Below are 23935 nucleotides of genomic sequence, written 5' to 3'. Positions count from 1 at the left end.
GACGAAATGAGCGCCATTTAAAAAAGCTTTTATATACAGGGCATCAATCAATAAACAAAAGAGTTGTCTCAACAATTGAGACAACTCTTTTGTTTCATTAAAATCGACACAGCTTCTTCGTTTCGATACAATAATGAAAAAGTATAGTGAATTTGAACACGGGAGTTGAAAAGATGCATAGAAATCCAGCATTGCACCAATTTTTACGAGAGCGGGCATGGGACTTAACGGAAGAGTGGTATGCGTCTCTTGATCGATCAAAAGTTGCCGGTATATACGCTTCGACGGATCCGCTTGCCATCCAGCAATTAAAACAGCAAAACTTTGCTTTCCACGAGCATTTATGTGAAGTCTTTATTAAAGAAGAACAGGAATTCTTTGAAGGTTTTAACGATTGGATACTTCAAGTTGCAAAAGATCCTGAGCATTTGAATACACCAAATTATATTATTCTTGGCGAGTTTTTAAACACGCAGGAACAATACCTCAATTACATAGATAAATTTGTACAGCAGAACGAAGGAATCTACTCGAATGAAGAAGTGAACCGCTGGATACGGATGATCATTAAAGCGTTTGGAAAAGTAATGAAGCGCTTCATAAAGGAAGAACACAAATTTTCACACGTAAAACTTCGCAGTCAGCAAGAGGTTATTCATGAATTGAGTACACCAGTCATCGCGCTGGAAAATCACAAAGGGCTGCTCCCTATTGTAGGCTCTATCGATACGGAACGGGCACAATACTTGATGGAACAGGGCCTTAGTCAATGTGCAGAAAAACAAATTAAGCATTTATTTATTGATCTATCTGGTGTAGCGATCGTTGATACAATGGTTGCGATGCAAATTTTCCGCTTGATTGATGCATTGAAATTAATCGGTGTAAAAACGACATTATCCGGTATTCGACCGGAAGTAGCGATGACATCCATTCAACTCGGACTGAATTTTAACGACCTTGATATTACTGGCAATTTAATGCAAGCATTGAAATAGTAATTCACATTTTTTTGTAGGGAGCTTCAATGTAATTGAGCGAGACGATAGTGTGAAATGAAAAAAAAAATGTAATGGCTTGCTTATTTTATTTAAAGCTGTTATTCTAAAGAAGAATTATTTTTGTTCGAAAAGTACAAGTGCTGTAAAGCTTATTGTCTTGATATTGCTTTGAGCAGGAATAGTATTATATTGTGCACATCGCACATCGGGAGGCAACATAACATGGAACAAGGTAAAGTAAAATGGTTTAACGCAGAAAAAGGTTTCGGTTTCATCGAGCGCGAAGCTGGAGACGATGTATTCGTTCACTTCTCAGCTATTCAAGGCGAAGGCTACAAATCTTTAGACGAAGGTCAAGAAGTTACGTTTGAAGTTGAACAAGGCCAACGTGGACCACAAGCAACTAACGTACAAAAAGCATAATCCATATAAACTTCGTAAAAAGGCAATCTCATTTGAGATTGCCTTTTTGGTGTATGTAAATGGATGCTAACAGATAAGAGTACATAATAAATGAGCCGGTAATTATAAACAAAACTCCCACTGCATCAAGCACAGTGAGAGTTCAATTATTGAAAAAGTTCTCTGTATAATACGGCTGTGATTCTTCATTAAATGCCACTCCGACACCTAAATAGCCAAAATCATTGCTTAAAATATTTTTCCGGTGACCGGCTGAATTCATTAATCCCTCATGGGCAAAGACGCTGCTGTACTGTCCATAAGCCAAATTTTCTCCGGCGGCCATAAAGTGAATCCCATCGTCTCCCATCCTATCAAAAGGAGATTCGCCTTTTAAGTTTGTATGATCAAAATAGTTATTCTCTGCCATGTCAAGACTGTGATCACGGGCTGTTTCTCTTACGTGATCATCCCATGTTAATACGGGCAATCCGTGCATAACGCGTGCAGCATTTGTCACATCGAACAGCTGATATTCAAGTCCTTCTTTTAAAGAAGCACTTCCATCTGCGTACATGGAATCTTTCGTTGTTTCTAGCTTTTTATCGATAATTTGAATGGCGGTCACCGTGCTGTCTTCATGAATGTCATAAAAAACGGTCACGTAATTATCATCAAGCTGGAAGTAATCATACTCGTCTGTTTCATTTAAAATATAATGTGTTAATCCTTTACGCAGTTTATCCATCGGTTCACCTAAATTCGCACGAACGGTTTCCTTTGGCGTATTCAGTGCAATATCAACAGTGGATGAGATTAAATCATGGTTCGTATAGAGACCGTTTACCTGATCTTTCTCATCGTAAGACACCATCATGAAATTTTGATAGTTTTCGTGATAGGCATACCAGTCTGTCCCATATTCATTTTGCGAATGGCGTTTCGGCGGACCGATTTTTTGCTCAACATCTGCTCGCGTATCCCCAACTTGTACATTGTAGATAGAAAACGTCTGTGAATCCGGCGTAGTAAGCGTTGGTTTTTTGACCTGTACAATAGATTCGGCTCCAACCCCAACCCAGTTTTCAACTTTGCTTTTCACTGTGTCAACCGCATCAAGTACCATAGGGCTTTCCCGAATCTGTTCCATTTGCTCGCCAATTACATCCATAAATGATAAATCAATATAAGACTCTACGAAATCATCCCAAAGCGGCCTTGTATTATAAATCACTACGAGCAGCAATATAAGTTGAAATAACCTTTTCAATCACTCACTCTCCATTCTTCTTTCATTGTACCGAAAACAGCTTGAAATTTCACGTAAATCGATAGCAACGGAGCGGAAAATGAAATGGTAAAATAACCTATTTTTACTTTACTTGTACATTTTAATAGACAGGTTATGAAGCGCGTCTTTTTTCAATAACATGCTGCCGACTTTCTTGCCAAGGCAGTGCATCTTTGAAAAAGAGAAATATTTCAATCAGGAGAAGACTGATCAGCACAGGCACACCCGATTCAATGACGATACGTTGAATGGATAAAAGGACCGAGTGATATCCGGATAAATCGATATTAAGTGTAAAGACATAAAATGTTCCGAATGTGAAGTTACGAGCCCATTGAGACACGTGATAACGGCCAATGGCCTCATTAAGAGTGTATTTATTTAACCGTATGGCTACTCGCCAGACCTCGATGCCTTCAATGATAATAAAGAGAGCAGCAGCCCAAATCCACATCAGAAAAATAATAGTAGCAGGGAATGTACCGGATATAATGGAGGCTATACCGGTAATAGACATAGCCCCATGAACGATGCAATTCGTGTTTTTCCATCCATCGGATAATTGATGCTGCTGGAAAGACTTAAAGCGAATCATCATTAACGCAAAGTTAATAAAATACAGGGTGAGACCGATGAAAATCCCTGCCTGGCTTATGTGCTGTAAAATAGGATTATGAAATAAAGTATTAAAGACGATAATAAGCGATTGAGTGCTGACAGTCGATAGAAAAACGATGCCGTGTACACGCTCATAGTATTTTGCTGAAAAAATAACTTTGTAGCTTTTGATGCATAAAAAAAAGTAAAAAGCCCAGAGTCCAGTATTTAATAAGGTTACCGTAAAAATGATATTTTTGAAAAAAGGATATTGATGATACAGGACGAGACATAAAATAGATGTAGAGGCAACCCACGTACCAACCGCAAAGCTTTGGACAGGGTGCGTTAAATATCGTTTTCGAAATACGCCTTTAAATGCAGCCTTCATAAATGATCCGATAAGGAACAGCCAGATGGTAAAAAGTAAAAAATCAACAAGATAAGTTGGGATAACAAAAGGGATGTTAAATTGCGGTGTGACACCTATAAGGAAAATACCGATGGCCATAACCATTGCGCCATATGACGCATCAATACGGTTGCCGCGAAACATCGGTGATTTAACAATGAGCAGGACGGAAAACAAAAAAAGCGCGAATATGACTCGGTGCAACCAAAAAACCTCCTATGTACAGATGACTTTACTTGTTTTTAGATAAATAAGTATTTAAAATACATGTTTAATAGAATAGACCTATCATATCAACCGAAAAAAAAGGCGTCAAGATGAAGTTACTCTATCGTTTAGAATCAAGTAATCTTTTTACTTTCTTTCTATTTTGTTTTCTTTATTCTAAAATAAGAGAAGCAAACAGGATCTAACATCATACTAGTGAGAAGCAAGCGTTTCAAAATAGAAAAGAGGAATGAATATGAATGGACAAAACAGAAATGACATTAAACCAGGAATTGAAGTAAACATTATACTGAAAAAGGATCAACGGAACGGCACAAAAACACGTGGAATTGTGAAAGATATTTTAACAAACTCAGGTTTTCATCCGCATGGAATTAAAGTACGATTACAGGATGGACAGGTCGGACGCGTGTGTGACATTTTATCGCAAATTAACGAGCAGTAAGATCCGCGCATTGTTTAACATAGCATATAAAAAAGAAACGATCTCGCAAAGCAGCGAGATCGTTTCTTTTTGTTCAAATCCAGAATGGTTCCTGTACTTTTTTCAATGTGTTTACACTAATATCAAATAATTCTTTTTCACGTTCACTTAGTGGAATTTCGATGACTTCGCGCACACCTTGACGGTTTACAACAGCAGGAACACCGATGTACACATTTTTATGACCGAATTCGCCGTCTAGCAGAGCAGAAACGGTTAGAATCACATCTTGGTTTTGCAGGATTGCACGGGAAATACGGGTTAAACCCATCGCAATCCCATAATACGTAGAGCCTTTTGCTTCAATGATTTTGTAGGCCGCATCACGAACTTGGACAGCAATTTCAATCATTTTGTCTTCTAGATTTTCAGTATGATCACGAGCTGCATAATCTTTCAATGGAATACCGGAAATATTGGCGCTGCTCCAGACTGCTACTTCTGTATCGCCGTGCTCCCCGATAATAGATGCATGGATACTTGTTGGAGAAACACCGAAGTGATCACCAAGCAAATAACGAAAGCGGGCAGTGTCGAGAATAGTACCTGAACCGATGACCCGCTCTTTCGGCAGACCGGAAAATCGCCATGTCGCATATGTCAAGATGTCGACGGGATTGGTGGCGATGAGGAAGATACCATCAAAGCCAGAATCCATTACTTGTTCAACAATATTTTTAAAGATTACCATATTTTTTTTGACAAGCTCAAGACGTGTTTCACCAGGTTTTTGATTCGCACCGGCACAAACAACGATGAGTGCTGCGTCCCTACAATCCGTATAATCACCAAATCTTACTTTTGTTGTAGTCGGTGCATAAAGGACGCCGTGATTTAAGTCCATTACATCGCCTATTGATTTTTTTTTATTTAAATCAATGAATATAAGTTCATCGCATACACCCTGGTTCAGCATAGAGAATGCATAACTTGAGCCAACTGCACCTGTACCGATAAGGACGACTTTATTGCCTTTAATATCGATCATCCAAACACTCCTCAATTTTTAAAGTAAGTTGACTTATAAATGTGCAAGATTTCAAAAGTTGATTATAGAACGTTAATTATCAGATTGCCATCGCGTTTCAAACTGAGTAAAGTGTTTGGAAATGGAGTGAAATGGCCCAAAAGCCGAGAAATACTACTTCCAATAAAGTGAAACTTCATTCAGTGGGGGGTTTCTTCATCCCTCACTGAATGTTAGTTGAACCAATCGGGCTTTTACGGGCAGTTGATCCCTAACGAAGCGTTCTTTTCTTTTAGAAATCTTGAAGTGGAGGGTCTTACTGCCCGTTAATGCGGGATAAAAAATTTAGTCTCTGTCGCCGCCAAGAAAGTCAAACATACCTCCAAGTCCGCCTTCACCTTTGGAACCGCCATTTTGTGGCATTGCAGCAAAGACACGGCTGGCGAGACGGCTAAACGGAAGGGATTGTACCCACACGGTTCCTGGTCCGCGTAATGTAGCTAAAAATAGACCTTCTCCCCCAAATAATGCTGTTTTCACTCCGCCAACCATTTCGATATTATAATCAACTTCACCTGTCATCGCGACAAGACAGCCTGTGTCGATGCGGATCAATTCGCCCGGTGCCAGAGTCTTTTTGTAAATTGTTCCGCCAGCATGAACGAATGCCATGCCGTCGCCTTCTAACTTTTGCATGATGAAACCTTCACCGCCAAAAAAACCAGTGCCGAGTTTACGCTGGAATTCAATGCCAACAGAGACGCCTTTTGCTGCGGCTAAAAATGCATCTTTTTGACAGATGATTTTTCCATTCATTTCACTTAAATCCATTGGGATAATTTTGCCTGGATAAGGAGAAGCGAATGAAACATGTTTTTTCCCGTGACCTTCATTCGTAAAGGTTGTCATAAATAAACTTTCGCCCGTCAGCACCCGTTTGCCGGCCCCCAAAAGCTTGCCCATCAATCCACCGCCACTCTTCGAAGACCCGTCTCCGAAAACCGTCTCCATTTTAATGTCGTCATCCATCATCATTAAACTGCCTGCTTCAGCGATAACCGTTTCTTTCGGATCGAGCTCTACTTGAACAAACTGCATATCATCGCCAAAAAGCTCATAATCAATTTCATGGTTGTTCATTTTGTCAAGCCTCCTTTATTGTCAAATAGTAGTACGAGCAAAAAAGGAAAAGGTTTCAGAATAATTGAAAAATGATAAACAGAAAGAAGTATAGGACATTGCAAAATAAAGGCATCTAGCTCCATGATGGATGTACAATCAGGGTCGTGTATCAAAGATTCCTGTTTTTTTATTTGGACAATAGCGCGGACAATATCTCCAAATGGGCGAATGAAGCAGTACAACATCTTGCTTCCCGCATATAATTACAGAGACTTTCTAAACAGGAGGAGAAGAACGAATGGATAAAGAAATACTATGTTCTTTAGTTGGCAAAGCTGTAAAGGTAAACCGTGGCGGTCATGATTCGAGAGTTGGACTATTGCTGGCAGTTGAGGAAGATTACTTTGTACTACTCACTAAAGAAGACGGTGTTCTTTATTATAAAGGCCACCACGTCAAAAGTTTGACAAACAATTTGAAAAAAGGTCTCGATTTCAAACTGGATGTACCGGAAGATTTTGAATATATCGAGGGCCATTGTTTTCAAGATGTACTGTGCGGTTTAAAATATCACTGGGTTACAGTTAATCGTGGCGGTCATGAGAAATATGAAGGTGTGCTGGATGATGTGCATGATGAGTATATTACAGTGGTTGCAAACGAAGAAGTTATTCGCATCGCCATGTTCCATATTCGCAATATTAGTTATAATCTGAAAGTTGAAGATTGTGAAGATGAAGAAGATAAAGATAAAAAAGAAAATGAAGAAAATAAAGAGGGAAAAAAGGAAAATAAAAGCGAATAATTATCGTTTCGTATAGACTGTGTGACCGGTACAGCCACTTTTGAATTAGGGGAAGAGACAAGGAATTGTTTCATGTTCTTAAATTCATTTAAAGTGGCTTTTCTCAATTTTTTTAAAAAAAGGGATAAAACCTGTGAGGGGGTTAGTCATGTCGAGCCCTTATTTTTCAGAGACACTTAGAGAGCTTATCGGGTATTCAATCGGCATTTTTTCAAAGGATGGCGTTTTACTGAAAGGAAGTTTGGTTGACGTTAAAGAGGATTATCTTATTTTGCAGAACGAGAAAGAAGAGCACTTTTATCATCATCTTAATCAAATAAAGTCCATTTCAAAAAACACAAAAGATTTTCAGATAAATAAAATAAATCATAATTATATGCAGGCAGAGAAGTTACAGGAAATTTTAGAACTATGTAAACGAAGATGGGTCACAATTAACTGTTATCAAGATCAAGTACTGACTGGTTTTCTTAGCAACGTCTTTGATGACCATCTTATTTTAATTAGTGGTGAAGAAAAGGTTATTATACAAAATTCTTATATATCCACTGTTTTTTCAGGATGTTATGAAGAAATTAATTCTAACGTAACGAACAAGTCCAATGAAAATGAGGCAGCTGCCACTAACGAGGCATTAGCAGATAATGCAGCTAAAGACGAAATAGTTGTAATTAGTGAGGCGGAAGCAATGGATGATGCGACTAAAGACGAAACAGCTGTAACTAACGAGACAGAAGCAACAGTTCGCTTAGAGGTACGGCAACATCAAGATGAAATGGAACAAAAAGAAGAGTTGGACGATGATCAAGTAGAGCTGGTGAATCCATCTTTTGAAGCCGTGGAGGAAGCAGCAAACGAAGCGAATTCACTTACTGCTGAATCTACTTTCCGAAAAAGTCGTACAGAAAAATCTACATTCAGAGAAAAGGAAATAGAGGAAATGGACTATACTTTGTTCGATCGAAAACTTCGGTCAAACCTAATTGCCCGTAAAAAAAGGGCACAAATGCCTCGAGAAGAAGAGAGTAATTCGTCTGCTAAAAAGAACAAAAAATTAAAATACAGCAAAAAGAAGGAAAGACTGCAAGTAGAAGAAAAACAAGAGTTCGTACAGCCTGTTTTGACACAGGAAGAAAAAGAAAAAATTCTTGAAACACAATATTATTCACTGATGAAGCATGCGGAAAAGTCTCAAAATTATTCACTCATGAAACAGGCACAAAGGGATTACATGAAGTTAAAAGAAAAAAGAATGCAGCGGGAACGAATAAAGCAGTAATAGCAGGCTGTGTTTTTTTCTTTCTTTTTGAATATATGGCTTTAAGAAAGGGGCAAGAAGGAGGTTAGTTCATGAAGTTACTCAAAACATATATGGGAGAGTTCATTCACCTGGAACTTATAGGGAAAAGAGAAGTGTCGGGTGTATTAGTTGATCTTGGCAGTGATGTTCTTGTCCTGCGTAAACAAGATGAATTTTATTATATTCCCTTATTTCATATTCGAGAGATACGGCTGTTATCAAAAGAAGAAGCAGATTCGATCATACAATTTGCTGCTATTCTATCGCCGCCGCTCGCTGATAAGTTATCTTTAACAGAGGTATTGCGTGCAGCTGAGAAAGGGATCTTTGTTGAATTAAATGTTACAACCAATCAGCCAGTCCACGGTCATATTACACATGCGATGGATGATTATATTGTCTTTTTCTCTCCTCTTTATCAAACAATGATAATTCCATTTAAACATATAAAATGGCTCATTCCTTATCCTGCTTCTTCACATCCTTATGGATTTAGTCAATCGATCCGTCAAGAACCTAATGCTCCAGTGAAATTATTTGCCCGAACGTTTGATAAACAAATCGAAAGCATGCGCGGCGCATTTATTACATGCAATATTGGAGATAAAGAAAGCATAAGTGGAAAACTTATCCATAAAGAAATGCATTTTCTTGATATAATGACTGTAAAAGAACAAGATATTCATGTAAATGTACATCATATAAAATCAATTGTATACAGATAGCGACTTGACGCGTTAAAAAATGAGAATAACGAAAGTGAACAAAACTGTTTCCGGCAGAGAGAGGGAACAGTCTTTTTAATGGAAAGGGATTTTATAGAAATTATAGGGGTATTGACGTTTCCTGTCGAATACATTAACGAAGCAATATGTTAAAACAAAAGAGGAGAGAAAAATAAAGTGAAGATGGTAAGAGGACAAAAAATAAAACTGTCAGACGTATCTCAAGCGACTGATTTGCACGTACAGGTTAACGTACAATCACAAATGGCTATCGATATTACTTGTTTCGGGCTGGATTCTTCTAAAAAACTCTCTGATGAAGAATTTATGATTTTTTATAATCAGCCTTCTTCCCCTAAAAATGAAATAAATATGCTGTCCCATAGCAATGGACAAGCTGAATTTTCCATTCATCTAAGTCAATTGCCAGCAGACATTCAGCAGCTCGTTTTTACAGCAACAATAGACGGCGGCGGAACGATGTCTGGTATAGAATCGGGCGTTTTAACCGTGAAAGCGGGTGGACAAGACGTTCTCCATTATTCATTCACAAGTACTGACTTTCAAAATGAAAAAGCAATTATCATCGCTGAATTATATCAAAAAGATATTTGGCGTATGGCTGCCGTAGGACAAGGGTTTGATGGTGGATTAGCAGCACTGCTCACTCATTTTGGCGGAGAAGTAGCCGAAGAAGAACCGGATACGCCCCCAGCAGCTCCATCTCATCCAACAAATGAAAAGAAAATTAACCTTGAAAAAAAGATGGCTGAAAAAGCACCGCAGTTGCTAAACTTGGCTAAAAAAGCAACGATATCACTTGAAAAAGTTGGACTGCAATCGCACGAGGCGAAAGTTGCTCTATGTCTAGACATTTCAGGCTCTATGAGCAGCTTGTATCAATCTGGAAAGATCCAAGACTTGGCTGAAAAGATTTTAGCGCTTGGCACCCGGTTTGATGATGACGGTGCCATCGATATATTCCTTTTCGGCAGAAATGCATATAGTGCAGGCGAGCTGTCCATTGATAACTTTCCCGGTTACGTTAATCAAATGCTTCGATCTTATCCACTTGAAGGCGGCACTTATTACGGAAAAGTAATGAAAATCGTGCGCGAGCATTACCTCGGTTCATCAGAAAAACGCAAAACAATGATTTCTAAAAATATGCCCACCTATATTATGTTTGTGACAGATGGCGCAACAATGGATGAATCATTAACAAAAAGCATGCTGCAAAGCGCTTCTTATGAGCCGCTCTTTTGGCAATTCATGGCTATAGGTAAATCAAATAAATCTTTGAAAAAGAAAAAGGGGGCGTTCAACTCTTTTTTTGCATCTGATTTTCGTTTTCTAGAAGCATTGGATGACATGGATGGCCGCTTTATTGACAATGCTGACTTCTTCAGTATTGAAGACCCTTCTTCTATACCAGATGACGAATTATACAATTTGCTTATGCAAGAATATCCGGCATGGGTAAAGGAAGCGCGCTTAAAAGGATTGCTAGAAGGTAGTAATTAACTGTGATACTATATATTTTTTTACTAGGAAAAGGCCGATGTGAGTAAACGTAAATACTCACATCAGCCTCTTTTTACGGCTTTAACACGACTTTAATGCATTCATCTTCATGTTCATAAAAGGTTTTATAGGCGTCACTTGCCTGGTCAAGCGGCACTTTATGCGTAACAATTTCAGTCGGGTCAAATTCACCGGCTGTAATTTTTTTGAACAGCTCCGGCATGTAGTGAATGACCGGCGCCTGCCCCATTTTCAGTGTGATATTTCGCTCAAAGAGGCTGCCCAGTGGAAACATATTGTACAAAGAACCATATACGCCGGTAAGCTGAATGGTACCAAACTTACGAACGGCTTTTATCGCAATTTGAATGGCGCTAAGTGTTCCGCCTTGAAGCTTTAGTTTTTGTTCGATTGCTTCAATAGCAGACTTTTTGCCGTCCATGCGGACACAGTCAATGACTTTATCGGCACCGCCATTTGTGATTTCTTTTAAATGACTGCCCATATCTTTATAATCGGCAAAGTTAAATGCTTCTACTTTGTTCATTTGGACGGCTTTGTTTAAGCGATAAGGGACATGGTCAACAGCGATAACTCGTTTAGCCCCTTTCATCCAGGCGAATTTCTGCACCATTAATCCCACTGGTCCACATCCAAGCACAATAACGGTGTCATCTGCTTTGACGCCGGCATTTTCCACACTCCAATAAGCAGTGGGCAGCACATCTGACAAGAAAAGAAGAGCCTCATCTTCCAATTCACATGATTCCGGAATAACAAATGGCATAAAGTTTCCATAAGGAACACGCAAAAATTCAGCCTGACCACCTGGGAAATTTCCATATCGCTCGGTAAAACCGAGGTAGCCGCCGGTATCTGAATGGGGATTCGCATTAGAGTTGTCACACTGGCTTTCCAGATCATTTTCGCAGTAAAAACAGTGTCCGCATGAAACGTTGAACGGAAGCACGACACGGTCACCCTTTTTCACTTTTGTTACGTCTGAACCGACTTCTTCGACAATCCCCATTGGCTCATGCCCGATTACATAATCTTGTTCAGCAGGCGGCAATGAACCTTGATAAATATGCAGATCTGATCCGCAAATAGCCGTTGAAGTAATGCGAACGACAATATCTTCCTTTTTTTGGATAGTAGGGTCCTTTACATTTCTAATTTTGTTATTTCTGATGTTACCGATAAAGAGGAACAACAACCATTTATTTATCAAATCCTCCTAGAAAAGAAAGAATTCATTCGGATGTCTAATTGAAATCCTTTAATCAATTGAAACAATATGGTAGATTAATGAAAGATGATAGGAAAGAAGGGATAGTACATGAATATAGCAACAATCGGAACAGGTTGGATTACAGAACAATTTGTGGATGCAGTGAAGAAAAGTAAGAAAATGACGTTTGCGGGTGCATATTCCCGCTCTGCAGAAAAAGCAGATGCACTTGGAGCGCCGCGCGTGTTTACAGACTTAGATGAATTAGCGGCCGATAAAGAGATTGATGTTGTGTATATTGCGTCACCGAATTCTCTTCATTTCGAGCAGGCTCTCTTATTTATGAAAAATAAGAAGCATATTATTTGTGAAAAACCAATGTTTTCAACGACAAAAGAGCTTGAAGAAGCATTTAAAGTGGCTGATGAAAATGGTGTCTTTTTATTTGAGGCTTTCCGCAATCTGTACACACCAAACCACGCACGTTTGAGAGAAGCGATTGAAAAAGTAGGCCCTGTGCGCCATTCAATTTTCCAGTTTATCAAGTATTCATCGCGGTATGATAACGTCCTTGCGGGTGAAGAGCCAAATGTTTTTTCACCGGCGTTTTCTGGAGGTGCACTCGTTGACTTAGGTGTTTATCCGATCAGTTTTGCTGTATCATTGTTCGGAAAACCGAAAAATATATCCTGCCATGTAATCATGCTGCCAACGGGTGTAGATGGAAGCGGATCAGTCGTTCTCGATTACGGAGATCATACGTGTACAGCAATGTACTCAAAAATTACAGATTCACAGTTGCCAGGTGAAATTGGCGGAGAAGAGGGCACGATTGTTATTGATCACATCGCACCGATTACGAGTATCGAGTTCAAAAACCGCCGGACAGGTGAAAAAGAGCAGCTTGCAGTATCAGAAGAAGAGAACGATATGATCTACGAGGCAAAAGTGATAGCCGAGATCATTGAATCAAACGACCAAGAAAAATATCAGTATTTCCGTAACGTAAGTGAAATTGTGATTGAAATTACGGAAGAAGCACGTAGACAGAGCGGTATTGTTTTTGATGTAGAAAAGTAAAAAAATGTGTTTATCGAACCTTTTTTAAAGGCCAGGTAAACACATTTTTATTACTTGAGAAGTGTAGAAGCGGTTCGTTTTGAAAGGAATGCCGCGGTAAGAAAGAAGCCATTGTATTGAAATAAAGATCAGCTTTTGCTTTTGTAATTCTCCAGCGGTCATGATGAATATCGCCCTGATAAAGAGTATTTCCTTTTAAAGTCCAAAAACAATAACGTTCAAGGAGCCAGTATTCAAGGCTTTGTTTGTCCGGTATATAAATACTCGATGATTGTTGGTAACTTGCCTTAAAGGATTCACTCGGGCTTCCAGGATGCTGCCGCTGGCTTTTGACATGTATAATGGGATCTTTTACCGTCATCTTCATGTTGGCATATTTATAGGGAAGAGCCGCTCCTATTTTCGCACCGGCGACAACCGGCCATTTATTAGCATCCAAACTAAAAAAATAGATGCCAGGAACTCCTTTGTATGTAACATATGTGCGGACATTTAGTTCCAGATAAGCATGATAGAACGGAAATTTCGGCATGCCGTGAAGTCTTGTGTGATGAACTTGAAAAGGGATGATGCTAATCCATGGAGTACCGTCCCGTGCATCAATATCCAGTACTGAAGGAATGTATGCCCTTAAAAAATTAGTAGAAACGGGCCAGTGGGCAAACAGCATATTGCTCCATGTTTGTGTCATAATCCACGGTGAAGAAGGCAATGGATATGGGCGCTGTTCGACTTCCATAAATTCTTTATACAAAGTGTACAGTCCTTTCAAGTAATTTTATTATTTCCCGGGAAATAATAAACAGACTAAACTCGTTTAATGGATTTAGTCTGTTTATTACTCGATGCAATTAAATCATATTAGTATGATTTTTCCGGCGATTTTTTCGGCTCTTCAGCCTTTTTCAGAAACTCTGTTAATTTTCCGTTCGTTTCATCAATTAATGTCTTCATTTTTTCTACGTCAGGTTCTTCTTTTTTCGCTTCTTCCATAAGTGGATATAAGCTTTCCTCGATATTTTCATAATCATCCGGATACTGCTCTTCTACTTCTTTCTCAACAAGATCCCAATGTTCTTCCAATACTTTTCCGGTTTCTTGAATTTCTTCCGCGCTATCAGGAGTTTCCACATTTGCTTTCAGTTCTTTTAAGGTCTCCATAACGTTGTCTAGTTTGTTCGGCATAGTTCGGGCATGTTCTTCAATAGTGTCTGTTTGATTGTCTCTGACAGGCTGTTCGCTTTCATCCGTACCACAGCCAGCTGCTAGTAAGCCTGTCAGTGCGATAGGTGTTAAAACATAAGAAAGTTTTTTCATAAGTGCCTCCGTTTAGACTGTTTGTCTATATTATTTACTTTTTAAAAATTTATAAACATGTTTTAAGTAAATAATAGCAGGCGGCATAAGCGGCAAGCTATCGTCAATCGTCTTGTTTAAACCAGCCTTTCCGCCAGAAAAACGCAAACATGGAAAGGGCGATGCCACCCATTAAACCGAGTACGATAAAGTAACCGTAATGCCATGTTAATTCAGGCATATGAGTAAAATTCATCCCATATATACCTGCAATAAAGGTGAGCGGCATGAAAATCGTCGTAATAACAGTGAGCGTCATCATAATACTGTTCATCCGGTTTGAGTTGATGGATAAATAGCTGTCACGCATATCTTTTGTTAGTTCCCGGTTTGACTCAACAATCTCTGTCAGCATGATTAAATGATCGTAAATATCTTTAAAGTACACTTTGTTTTTCTTAGGAATTTGAACACGCTCCGAGTTTAAAACGCGATACAGCAGCTCACGCATCGGAAAAATAATACGCCGCAGCTTTAATAATTCTTTTCGAATGTCAAATAAATCATCCGTTTTATAATTGTCCGCATCTTCTGCTTCTAATTGAATAAGGCTGTCTTCAATTTGGTACACACTCGGGAAAAAGTGATCAACGACTTTGTCAATAAGGTGATACAAAATATTAACCGGCTGTTTGATTTTTTTCGACTCAAGCAGCCGTTCCCAGATGGTATCAACTTCAACAGACGGTTTCCTGTGAAAGGTTACAATGTAATTTGAACACCAGAATATATCTAGTTCTTCCGGCAAAAGTGTTTGTTGATTAACGGATTGAATGATCATAAAATTGTGGTCGTCGTAATAGTCAACCTTTGGCCGCTGAATAAAGTGCAGGCAGTCCTCAATAGCAAGCGGATGAAAATTAAAAAAGTCGCTTAATATGTTTGTTTCGTCGTCTGTCGGTACATTGAAGTCCACCCAGTACCACTGAATATGTTCCCCCCGCAGCTCCTCAAGCGGTACATTTCGCAAAATCGTCTGATCGATTGTCATTGCAGCCGTTCTTATCATGTTATCACCTTTTTTCCTTGTATCGAGCCTTTATCATTATAAACAATATGAATGGTAAACGGCACTGAAAAACGATAATATCTATGTGAAAATACAATGTGTTTGCTGTAGGAAGGTGTTTGAATGAGAAAAGCCATTATTGATTATAACTGATCAATAATGGCTTTTTTTTTAGGAAAAGGGTAAAGAAAGAATAAAAATTGGAGGTAAAAAGATGAAAATAAATAAACCTGAGTTAGCGAGACAGGCGGTTGATTCAATTGAAGATACGGCAGGAACATTTCCAGGGTATCGGCGGGCACATGCAAAAGGTGTGTATTGTGAAGCTCTCTTTACACCGAATGGAAATGCGGCATCGTACACGACAGCTGCTCATTTGCAGAAAAAAGAAGTGAAGGCGCTCGTTCGTTTTTCTGATAGTTCACCAAATCCGAACATGGTCGATATCTTTTCGCCGGTAAAAGGAATGTCTGTTCAGTTTCAGCTGCCTGATGGAAACGTAACGAATCTGGTCAGTGTAACAGTGCCTGTTTTCATTACGAAAACACCGGAAGCATTCGTTGAGATACTTCGTGCGCTAGGAGATAAATCAAGCCTTCGTGATATCGTAAAAGTGTTGATCAGCAATCCCGAAAGCAAAGCGGCTTTTCACATTATGAAAAAATTGCGCCCATTTATCAGCTATTCAACGAGCCGCTATTTCCCAATTCATGCGTTTTATTTTATAAATGAAAAAGGGAACCGGCAGGCGATTAAATATGAATGGGAACCGGCCGATAAAGTAAATATAGAAGCGAAAAAAGAAGCAGTTGTGCATCCGGGCGATTATTTAGAGGAAGAACTCGAGAATAGAATGGCAGAAAGGCCGATAGAATTTCATTTAAACGTCTTAATTGGTGAGGAGGGAGACTCGGTTAATGATTCAACCGTTATGTGGGCGGGTGAACGGGAAAAAATTACGATTGGACATTTATCGATCATGAAAAAACTGGAAAATCAGGCAGATGATGTCGTATTTGATCCGACCGTTATGACGAATGGGATTGCGTGCACGGACGACCCTGTTCTGCATTTCCGGCGTCATGTATACTCGGTGTCATTTGACAGACGCTCAAAAGGGAAGTGAGGCTAAGTAAGCCTTATTATTATTCATAATATGTCAAAATATTTTAAAAAATGATAAAAACTTTTTGTAAGTTCCTATATACTAAATAGTAGATTAAGTGGAATATTTAGTGAATGGAGGCAAAAAGGTGAAAAGGTTTTGGGTTGCTGCTCTGTCATTTCTTATGATTGTTACTCTTTTTGGAATAAAACCTGTTCAAGCTGCTGCTTTTATCGATGTACCTTCTCGTGCAGTGAAGGAAGTTAATTACTTGGTGGAAGGCAAAATTGTCAGTGGGACATCTGCTACGACATTTACACCAGATAAAACAATTAGCCGTTCAGAAGCCGCTGTTTTCATTGGGCGAACGCTTCAGCTTGATGGAACACAGCGGTCGACGGGCTTTACGGATTTGAGTTCTAGCAGTTTTGCGTCAGGTTATGTACAAGCAGTGACGGCAAAGGGAATAATGTCGGGTTATGAAGGCAAGAGATTTCTTCCATACAAAGCAGTTACGCGAGGAGAAATGGCCGTTATGCTTGCAAAGGCATTTGGCTATTCATCGAATGCTGAAAAAGCATTGATGGATTTAGGTATCGCAAGCGGTCTTTCAAATGGGACATTTGGTTCCAATCAAACGATTACCCGGGCAGATTTTGCTGTTTTTCTGGCGCGGGCCATTAATCCCGAATTTCGATTGAAATCATTCGGTGGTTTTACTAGCAAACTATGGTCAACAACAGGGAATTTAAACATTCGTTCAGGTCCTTCTACTTCGTACCCTTCATTAGGGAAAATTGCTGCGAATACAGAAGTGGCCGGGGCGTATTCGATTGGTGGATGGACATATGTGAAAACAGGCAGTGAGGTTGGATTCATCAGCTCCTCTTATTTACGCAGTACAGGAACGGATGTTCCGGAACCTCCTGTAACAGAAAGCAGTGATGGACGGCTTTCAAGTCAAACAATTATTCTTGATCCGGGACATGGGGGCACAGACTCAGGAGCGGTTGGAAACGGATTGAAAGAAAAAGATGTTGTGCTGAAAATGGGACTGCAAGTGAATAACTTATTGAAGCAAACACCATTTAATGTGAAAATGACCCGTTCTACTGATACATTCATTCAATTGAAAGACCGGTCCGCTTTTGCTAAAAACAATGGCGGTGATATTTTCGTCAGCATCCATGTAAATTCTGCATCAGCCAGTGCAAGCGGGACGGAAACGTATTATTATTCAGCAGGAAATCCTCATGTAGCAGACAGCAAATTACTCGCAGCGAAAATTCAGGCACGTATGTTGGCCGCATGGGATTTAAAAGATCGCGGAGTAAAACCAGGCAATTTCTCCGTTCTTCGTGAGAATAATATGCCAGCGGCATTAGCCGAGCTTGGGTTTATTTCCAATGCAGAGGATGCAGCCAAAATGAAATCGGATTATTCAATGAAACTCATGTCAAATGCGATTTATTACGGTATTCTCGATTACTATAAAGCGAAAGGCTATGACGTAGACCCACTTTACAAAGTAGCCGGGTAAATTATACATAAAATGAACCTCCAATAATTCTATAGTCAATGGAGGTTCGTTTTTTTAGTTGTATAAACTAATCATATTAGTTAATATAGTAATTAAATTAGTTAAATGGAAGAAAGGTGAAAAAGTATGCGTCTGACGAAAATCGGATCGCTCTATCAGCTGTCATTCATGCCGCGTTTTTTTCCTGTTAATTGTTATATTGTTGAAGAAGAAACATCGCTGACACTTGTCGATGCGGCGCTGCCCTACAGTGCGAAAAGCATTATGGAAATGGTGAAAAAACTTGAAAAGCCGCTCAAACATATCGTGTTGACACATGCGCATGAAGATCATATTGGAGCAGTTGACGTATTAAAAGGTTTTTTACCGGATGTGCCCGTTTATATATCTGAGCGGGATGCACGGCTGCTTGGCGGTGACGTATCGATAGATCCAAAAGAACCACAGAAGCCAGTGAAGGGCGGTGTGCCGAAAAAAATGAAGACAAGGCCGGATATTCTGTTGAAAGAAGGAGACCGGATAGGCTCACTTGAAGCGATTTATTCTCCGGGACATACGCCCGGTTCGATGTCGTTTATCGACAGGCGGAACGGCAGTTTAATTGCGGGCGATGCTTTTCAAACGAGAGGAGGCATGGCAGTGAGCGGTACAGTAAAACCGTTCTTCCCATTCCCGGCACTTGCGACATGGGATAAGCAAACCGCGATTGACAGCGCAAAGAAGTTATATTCGTTTGAGCCATCCATTCTGGCAGTTGGCCATGGAAAGATGCTAGAGCAGCCAATGAAAGCACTAGAACGGGCAATAACGAATGCAGAAAAAAGGATGAAATGAGGACGTTATAATGGCATCAAGAGTAGGTATAGATGCAGAGATTGTTTTGCAAAAAGCAGTTGAAATAATTGATCGAGATGGTTATGAAGACTTATCAATTGGAAAATTGGCCGAAGCCTTATCGATTCGCCCTCCCTCTTTATATAACCATATAGGCGGTCTATCCGAGTTGAAACAGAGACTGGCTGTATTTGGCTGTGGGAAATTATATGAACAAATGATTGGAGCCGCCATTGGACTCTCCGGCGATGAAGCGGTATATGCGCTCAGCCTGGCGTATATCCACTTTGCGCGTCAGCACCCAGGTTTGTATGAAGCGACATTTCACGCACCAGACCTTCATGCACCTGATTTAAGAGAAGCGCAGGGAAAAGTTGTCCAGATTGTTGTTCAAGTGATGGCTGCATATAAACTAGATGACGAAACAACTCTCCATATGGTGCGGGGATTACGCAGCATGCTTCACGGTTTCACGTCCATTGAGCAGACAGGCGGATTCGGTTTGCCGCTCAACCTTAATGAAAGTTTTCATATGATGATTAAAACGTTTTTGAAAGGATTTCCAGTTAAAAATAATTTGTAAAACACACATGATCTGATTATAATAGGCATTAACGAACACTTGTTTTATCCGGGCGGCGGGAAAGAGAATGCAGGCGATTGTGGCAGAAAAAGCTTTGCAGGCACAAGTACTGGCAGCGTCGTATCGTCATTCGAAAGGTTTCACTTCTCTGCCCTTTTTCATTGCCGAATGCACATCTGTCTATTTGCGTTGCTGTAAGCATGTATACAATAAGTTAGGTGAGTTAGGATTGGAAATTTTAGCATGCTTTCCAAAAGAAGCCTCCCACTTCTAAATGTTACGGGCGTAGCCCAGTGAAAGTGGGAGATGAATGTCGGTTGACGTTAGCTGAAAGCTCTTGTATTTTTCTTCCATTTTTGAAATAATCAGTCTTATAAGTAAGAAAGGTTGATATATCAATGGAACTAGATAACAATAATCATTCAGTATTCTTGATGCACTACCACTTGGTCTTATCTATAAAATATCGAAGAAAAGTGATCAATGATGATATGTCTGATTATGCAAAAGAAACGTTTATGCGTATCGGCCTGAATTACAATATCACATTGATGGAGTGGAATCATGATAGTGATCATGTTCATATTCTGTTCAAGGCTTATCCGAATACAGAACTATCAAAATTTATCAATGCCTATAAAAGCGCTAGTTCTCGGCTGATCAAAAGAGATTTTCCACAAGTAAGAAAAAGCCTGTGGAAAGAAATGTTTTGGTCGAAAAGCTTCTGTCTGCTGACGACTGGCGGCGCACCCATAGAAGTCATTAAGAAATACATGGAAAGCCAAGGTCAGAAATAATTGGAGGTGACGGCCATGTTACTGAATCAGAAATACGAAATCTTTCCAACAGAAGAACAGAAAGACACGTTAGACCGCTGGTTGAACTACTGCCGTCAGCTCTATAATTCTGCCCTTTTGGATAAGCAGCGAAAATACCGTCAGTCCAAAGAAAGTTATGACATGTACGATATGAGAAAACAGATGAAGATTGACAAAGAGAAGTATCCATTCTTAAAAGAAATTCCTTCTCAATCTGTTCAGGATGTATTCTTGCGCTTAAAAAAGGCTTTCGAGAACTTCTTCCGCAAGGACTCAAAGTATCCAAAAGTGAAGAAATACAAGGATTATAACAGCATAACGTTCCCTCAGTTTGGCTTGAATAATAAAGGTTACAAATTTGCTATGTCCTTTTCAGACAACGGTAAGTTGCATAATACAAAGTTGGGTGAAATAGATATTCTTCTTCACCGTCCAATTGAAGGCAAAATCAAGCAGCTTACCATCAAACGTCAAGGCCGCAAATGGTACGCTATTTTCTGTGTCGAAAGACAAGCGCTGCCATTATCTGTTGATACAGATAAAGCGGTTGGTATTGACGTTGGAATAAATAAGTATGCGGTTCTTTCGAATGGAACGGAATATGAGAATCCAAGATTTCTCCGTAAGAAAGAGAAACAACTGAAGAAAGCGCAGCGCAAACTCTCAAAAAAGAAAAGAGGTTCTGCCAACTATGTTAAGCAAGTACAACGTGTCCACCAGCTTCATGAAAAAGTGGCGAACCAGCGCCGTGATTTTCTCCATAAACTAAGCTATAATTTGTCAAAGGACTATTCAGTTATTGCTGTGGAAAATCTGAATATCCGAAACATGGTGAAGAACAAAAAGCTATCCAAATCCATTTCTGATGCTGGCTGGGGCATGTTCAGAAACATGCTGGCCTACAAATGCGAAAAGGAGGGTGGCTTACTGATCAAAGTAGAGCCGAAATATACATCACAAGACTGTTCTTCTTGCGGCGAGCGTGTAAAGAAATCCCTGTCTATCCGCACACATGTCTGCACAAAATGCGGCGTTGTACTGGATCGTGACTATAATGCCAGCCTGAATATACCCAAAAAAGGATTGGAACAATTGGCGACGGCTGAATAAAACATAACTAAACTGTAGGGCAGGGTCATGTCCAAACAGTATAAACTACGCCTGTGGAAATCATGTAAGACGTATCAGGAACCCTGTTATGCTGTGATCTGCGAAGCAGGAAGCTCCCACTTCAAACTGCTCGCAAGAGCGTTAAGTGGTGAGTTGTTCACATGTGAGGTGGTTCATCAAATGAAGTTAATTATTGCGGAAAAGCCATCTGTATCTAAGAATATTGCAGATGCACTAAAGATAAAAGGCCGTCAAGACGGTTATTTTGAAGGAAACGGTTATATTGTTACATGGGCGTTTGGCCATTTACTTCAACTATACGATGCAAAAGATTATGATGACAAAATGTCTACATGGAAAATGAATAATTTTCCATTTATTCCCCCAAATTTTAAATATAAAGTAAAAGAAGATCCAAGAAACAGGGCAAAGCCAGACGGAGGTGCGAGAAAGCAATTAAAGATTATTCAAAGTTTGATGAAAAGGCAAGATGTAGACACTATTATTTCTGCGTGTGACTATGATCGAGAAGGCCAAATAATAGGAGACAGTATCATTTATAACCTTGGGACAGATAAAAATGTTTACCGATTATTATTAAATGAATGGACAGCGGCTGAGGTGATAAAAGGGCTGGAAAATATGAAGCTGAATTCAGAACTCAAGCCTTTACAAGATGCAGGAGTGAGCCGTCAATGGGCGGATTGGACAATTGGAATAAACTTAACATCAGTAGCGACTCTTAAATATCAAAAAGGGAAGGGGAAGGCTTTAAATATTGGCCGAGTGTTATTGCCAACGTTAAAGATTATCTATGATCGGGATAAAGAAATTGAGAACTTTGTTCCGGAACATTATTTTAAACTTCAAGCTATTTTTAAAACAAAAGATGAGCAAGAGTATGAAGGAACATACGTTGAAGGTAAAGAAGAGAAGTTTAAGAGCAAAGAAACGTTAGAAGCGATTCAAAAGATGTTAACAGATCCATCAGCAACCGTTAGTGATAAGCAAGTACAAAAGAAAAACGAATATCCCCCTTATTTATTTAACCTTTCTAATTTGCAAGGGTATATTACGAATAAATATAAGGGGTGGACATCGGATAAAGTATTAAAAGTGGCCCAATCTTTGTATGAGAAAAAATTTATTACGTATCCGCGGACTTCGAGTATCGCTCTAGAAGAAAGCCTCGTTAGTAAAACAGCAAAGGTAGTAGAAACGTTATCGGAAGACTTGCCATATAAAAATGAAATTAAATTTGTAAAGTCTAAAAGAGTATTTGATAACTCAAAAGTAGAAAGTCATAGCGCTATTGTTCCTACCTATGTAAAACCGAAAAAGCTGACTATGGATGAAGAGCAAGTATATACGGCTATAAAAAACAGGTTGATTATGCAGTTTATGCCTGTAGCAGAGTATGAAGAAACGAGAATTGAAACAAAAATGAAGAACATAGATCTAAAGGGTTTATTTATAACTAAAGGAAAAGTACAGCTTGTAGAAGGCTGGAAAAAGGTAGAGAGTGTTCAATCTAAAGATGTTATTTTGCCGCTCGTTCAGATGAATGATTATGTTGATTTGATTAGTCACGAAATAACATCACATGTAACAAAGCCGCCAAAACAGCACACGGAAAGAACGTTGCTGCGGGTGATGGAGACCTGCGGTAAAAATTATGATACCCATGAGGAAAATGAAGAAAATATAAATACAATTTTAAGTGGTTTTAGCATAGGAACGCCAGCGACAAGAGCTGAAACCATTAAAAAGTTAAAAGATGTTGGTTATATTACCGCTGAAAATAAAAATCTGTTGTGTACACAATTAGGCAGAAAGCTAGTTGAGACATTTCCAATTAAAGATTTGTTTGACTTAGAATTTACAGGACGCTTAGAAAAATCGCTGTTCGATATCGAAAAAAGAAGATGCAGCAAAGAAGAATTTTTACAGGTCATCTTTGATTTTACTGCGAGATCCGTTCAGACCATCAAAAGTGAAGAAGAAATAACCATTAAAGAAGTTGCAGCACAGCGCCAGACCAATGAAGTGCTCGGAAAATGCCCGGTTTGCGGACATGCTGTCATTGAAGGCCAAAAAGGGTTTGGCTGCAGCAATTGGAAAAGCGGCTGTAAGTTTGTTATTTGGAAGAATGACAAGTTTTTAGCAGCAATGAAGAAAAAGCCGACGAAAACGATGGTAAAATCACTGTTGAAAAATGGGGTCGTGACGGTGAAGGGATTAAAAAGCAAAAAAGGGAATAAATTTGATGCGAATATGCGGTACGAAAAAAATGACGAGAATGAGTACTACAGTTGGAAAATGGAATTCATTAAATAGTAGTTGTCATCTGATTTTAAAACGGTTCATTATAGGCAAAAAAGCGACCTTGCATTCTGTGCAAGGTCGCTTTT

Annotated in this window: 24 protein-coding genes; 16 read left to right on the top strand and 8 right to left on the bottom strand. The window is 39.3% G+C overall.

The genetic code is table 11. The annotated features are described in order from the left end of the window. Nucleotides 1–173: 173 nt before the first annotated feature. On the top strand, nucleotides 174–998 hold the full coding sequence (locus ACZYRN_RS14150; protein WP_488912244.1) for an STAS domain-containing protein: 825 nt from the start codon (nucleotides 174–176) through the stop codon (nucleotides 996–998). A 225-nt stretch (nucleotides 999–1223) separates the two neighbouring features. Continuing rightward, complete coding sequence (locus ACZYRN_RS14145) at nucleotides 1224–1424, top strand: cold-shock protein (RefSeq protein WP_018395257.1); 201 nt, start codon at nucleotides 1224–1226, stop codon at nucleotides 1422–1424. Nucleotides 1425–1566: 142 nt separating this feature from the next. Here ACZYRN_RS14145 and ACZYRN_RS14140 read toward each other — a convergent pair whose 3' ends face one another. Together ACZYRN_RS14140 and ACZYRN_RS14135 are read right to left on the bottom strand one after the other, a co-directional pair. Next, the gene (locus ACZYRN_RS14140) at nucleotides 1567–2673 is read right to left on the bottom strand and encodes a CAP domain-containing protein (RefSeq protein ID WP_488912243.1); all 1107 of its coding nucleotides are present in this window, start codon (nucleotides 2671–2673) and stop codon (nucleotides 1567–1569) included. Nucleotides 2674–2806: 133 nt separating this feature from the next. After that, nucleotides 2807–3907, bottom strand: coding sequence for an SLAC1 family transporter (locus ACZYRN_RS14135; protein WP_488912242.1), 1101 nt, complete (start codon nucleotides 3905–3907; stop codon nucleotides 2807–2809). 259 nt (nucleotides 3908–4166) lie between these two features. On the opposite strand from ACZYRN_RS14135, the gene ACZYRN_RS14130 reads away from it, so the two are divergent. Beyond that, the gene (locus ACZYRN_RS14130; RefSeq protein WP_488912241.1) at nucleotides 4167–4376 is read left to right on the top strand and encodes a YwbE family protein; all 210 of its coding nucleotides are present in this window, start codon (nucleotides 4167–4169) and stop codon (nucleotides 4374–4376) included. A gap of 73 nt (nucleotides 4377–4449) precedes the next feature. Here the strand turns inward: ACZYRN_RS14130 and ACZYRN_RS14125 are convergent, their stop codons facing one another. Beyond that, complete coding sequence (locus tag ACZYRN_RS14125) at nucleotides 4450–5403, bottom strand: L-lactate dehydrogenase (RefSeq protein ID WP_488912240.1); 954 nt, start codon at nucleotides 5401–5403, stop codon at nucleotides 4450–4452. A gap of 324 nt (nucleotides 5404–5727) precedes the next feature. After that, a complete protein-coding gene (locus ACZYRN_RS14120; RefSeq protein WP_488912239.1) occupies nucleotides 5728–6522 on the bottom strand; it encodes a TIGR00266 family protein in 795 nt (264 codons plus the stop codon). Between the two features lie 280 nt (nucleotides 6523–6802). Here ACZYRN_RS14120 and ACZYRN_RS14115 point away from each other — a divergent pair, with 280 nt between their 5' ends. The 4 genes from ACZYRN_RS14115 (at nucleotide 6803) to ACZYRN_RS14100 (ending at nucleotide 10858) form a co-directional block, all read left to right on the top strand. Next, nucleotides 6803–7309 (top strand): hypothetical protein, encoded by a 507-nt coding sequence (locus ACZYRN_RS14115; RefSeq protein ID WP_488912238.1) that lies wholly within the window; start codon nucleotides 6803–6805, stop codon nucleotides 7307–7309. Between the two features lie 148 nt (nucleotides 7310–7457). Then, nucleotides 7458–8588, top strand: coding sequence for a DUF2642 domain-containing protein (locus ACZYRN_RS14110; protein WP_488912237.1), 1131 nt, complete (start codon nucleotides 7458–7460; stop codon nucleotides 8586–8588). Nucleotides 8589–8659: 71 nt separating this feature from the next. Further along, entirely contained in the window at nucleotides 8660–9334 is a 675-nt protein-coding gene (locus tag ACZYRN_RS14105) for a DUF2642 domain-containing protein (protein WP_488912236.1), read from the top strand. A 183-nt stretch (nucleotides 9335–9517) separates the two neighbouring features. Beyond that, complete coding sequence (locus ACZYRN_RS14100) at nucleotides 9518–10858, top strand: VWA domain-containing protein (protein WP_488912316.1); 1341 nt, start codon at nucleotides 9518–9520, stop codon at nucleotides 10856–10858. Nucleotides 10859–10931: 73 nt separating this feature from the next. Here ACZYRN_RS14100 and ACZYRN_RS14095 read toward each other — a convergent pair whose 3' ends face one another. After that, nucleotides 10932–12050, bottom strand: a complete 1119-nt coding sequence (locus ACZYRN_RS14095; RefSeq protein WP_488912315.1) for a zinc-dependent alcohol dehydrogenase — start codon at nucleotides 12048–12050, stop codon at nucleotides 10932–10934. A 147-nt stretch (nucleotides 12051–12197) separates the two neighbouring features. Between ACZYRN_RS14095 and ACZYRN_RS14090 the strand changes: the two genes are divergently transcribed. After that, nucleotides 12198–13169 carry a Gfo/Idh/MocA family protein gene (locus tag ACZYRN_RS14090; RefSeq protein ID WP_488912235.1) on the top strand — a complete coding sequence of 324 codons (972 nt, stop codon included), beginning with the start codon at nucleotides 12198–12200 and terminating at the stop codon, nucleotides 13167–13169. A 10-nt stretch (nucleotides 13170–13179) separates the two neighbouring features. Here ACZYRN_RS14090 and ACZYRN_RS14085 read toward each other — a convergent pair whose 3' ends face one another. The 3 genes from ACZYRN_RS14085 to corA form a co-directional block, all read right to left on the bottom strand. After that, nucleotides 13180–13923 carry a YqjF family protein gene (locus ACZYRN_RS14085; RefSeq protein ID WP_488912234.1) on the bottom strand — a complete coding sequence of 248 codons (744 nt, stop codon included), beginning with the start codon at nucleotides 13921–13923 and terminating at the stop codon, nucleotides 13180–13182. A 107-nt stretch (nucleotides 13924–14030) separates the two neighbouring features. Next, on the bottom strand, nucleotides 14031–14486 hold the full coding sequence (locus tag ACZYRN_RS14080) for a hypothetical protein (protein WP_488912233.1): 456 nt from the start codon (nucleotides 14484–14486) through the stop codon (nucleotides 14031–14033). 103 nt (nucleotides 14487–14589) lie between these two features. After that, the gene (gene corA, locus ACZYRN_RS14075) at nucleotides 14590–15534 is read right to left on the bottom strand and encodes a magnesium/cobalt transporter CorA (protein WP_488912232.1); all 945 of its coding nucleotides are present in this window, start codon (nucleotides 15532–15534) and stop codon (nucleotides 14590–14592) included. A 214-nt stretch (nucleotides 15535–15748) separates the two neighbouring features. Between corA and ACZYRN_RS14070 the strand changes: the two genes are divergently transcribed. The 8 genes from ACZYRN_RS14070 (at nucleotide 15749) to ACZYRN_RS14035 (ending at nucleotide 23861) form a co-directional block, all read left to right on the top strand. Continuing rightward, nucleotides 15749–16660, top strand: a complete 912-nt coding sequence (locus tag ACZYRN_RS14070; RefSeq protein ID WP_488912230.1) for a catalase family peroxidase — start codon at nucleotides 15749–15751, stop codon at nucleotides 16658–16660. Nucleotides 16661–16787: 127 nt separating this feature from the next. Beyond that, entirely contained in the window at nucleotides 16788–18179 is a 1392-nt protein-coding gene (locus tag ACZYRN_RS14065) for an N-acetylmuramoyl-L-alanine amidase (protein WP_488912229.1), read from the top strand. A 126-nt stretch (nucleotides 18180–18305) separates the two neighbouring features. Continuing rightward, nucleotides 18306–19013: an MBL fold metallo-hydrolase gene (locus tag ACZYRN_RS14060; RefSeq protein ID WP_488912228.1), complete on the top strand. Its 708-nt coding sequence runs from the start codon at nucleotides 18306–18308 to the stop codon at nucleotides 19011–19013. Nucleotides 19014–19023: 10 nt separating this feature from the next. Beyond that, entirely contained in the window at nucleotides 19024–19596 is a 573-nt protein-coding gene (locus ACZYRN_RS14055; protein WP_488912227.1) for a TetR-like C-terminal domain-containing protein, read from the top strand. Between the two features lie 67 nt (nucleotides 19597–19663). Continuing rightward, nucleotides 19664–19870: a hypothetical protein gene (locus tag ACZYRN_RS14050; RefSeq protein WP_488912226.1), complete on the top strand. Its 207-nt coding sequence runs from the start codon at nucleotides 19664–19666 to the stop codon at nucleotides 19868–19870. A gap of 124 nt (nucleotides 19871–19994) precedes the next feature. Continuing rightward, complete coding sequence (gene tnpA / locus ACZYRN_RS14045) at nucleotides 19995–20393, top strand: IS200/IS605 family transposase (RefSeq protein ID WP_488912225.1); 399 nt, start codon at nucleotides 19995–19997, stop codon at nucleotides 20391–20393. Nucleotides 20394–20408: 15 nt separating this feature from the next. Beyond that, the gene (locus ACZYRN_RS14040; RefSeq protein WP_488912313.1) at nucleotides 20409–21524 is read left to right on the top strand and encodes an RNA-guided endonuclease InsQ/TnpB family protein; all 1116 of its coding nucleotides are present in this window, start codon (nucleotides 20409–20411) and stop codon (nucleotides 21522–21524) included. Between the two features lie 180 nt (nucleotides 21525–21704). Further along, nucleotides 21705–23861 carry a type IA DNA topoisomerase gene (locus tag ACZYRN_RS14035; protein WP_488912223.1) on the top strand — a complete coding sequence of 719 codons (2157 nt, stop codon included), beginning with the start codon at nucleotides 21705–21707 and terminating at the stop codon, nucleotides 23859–23861. Nucleotides 23862–23935: the final 74 nt, after the last annotated feature.

The organism is Domibacillus sp. F004, from assembly GCF_057814295.1.
This window is presented reverse-complemented; position numbering and strand designations above follow the sequence as displayed.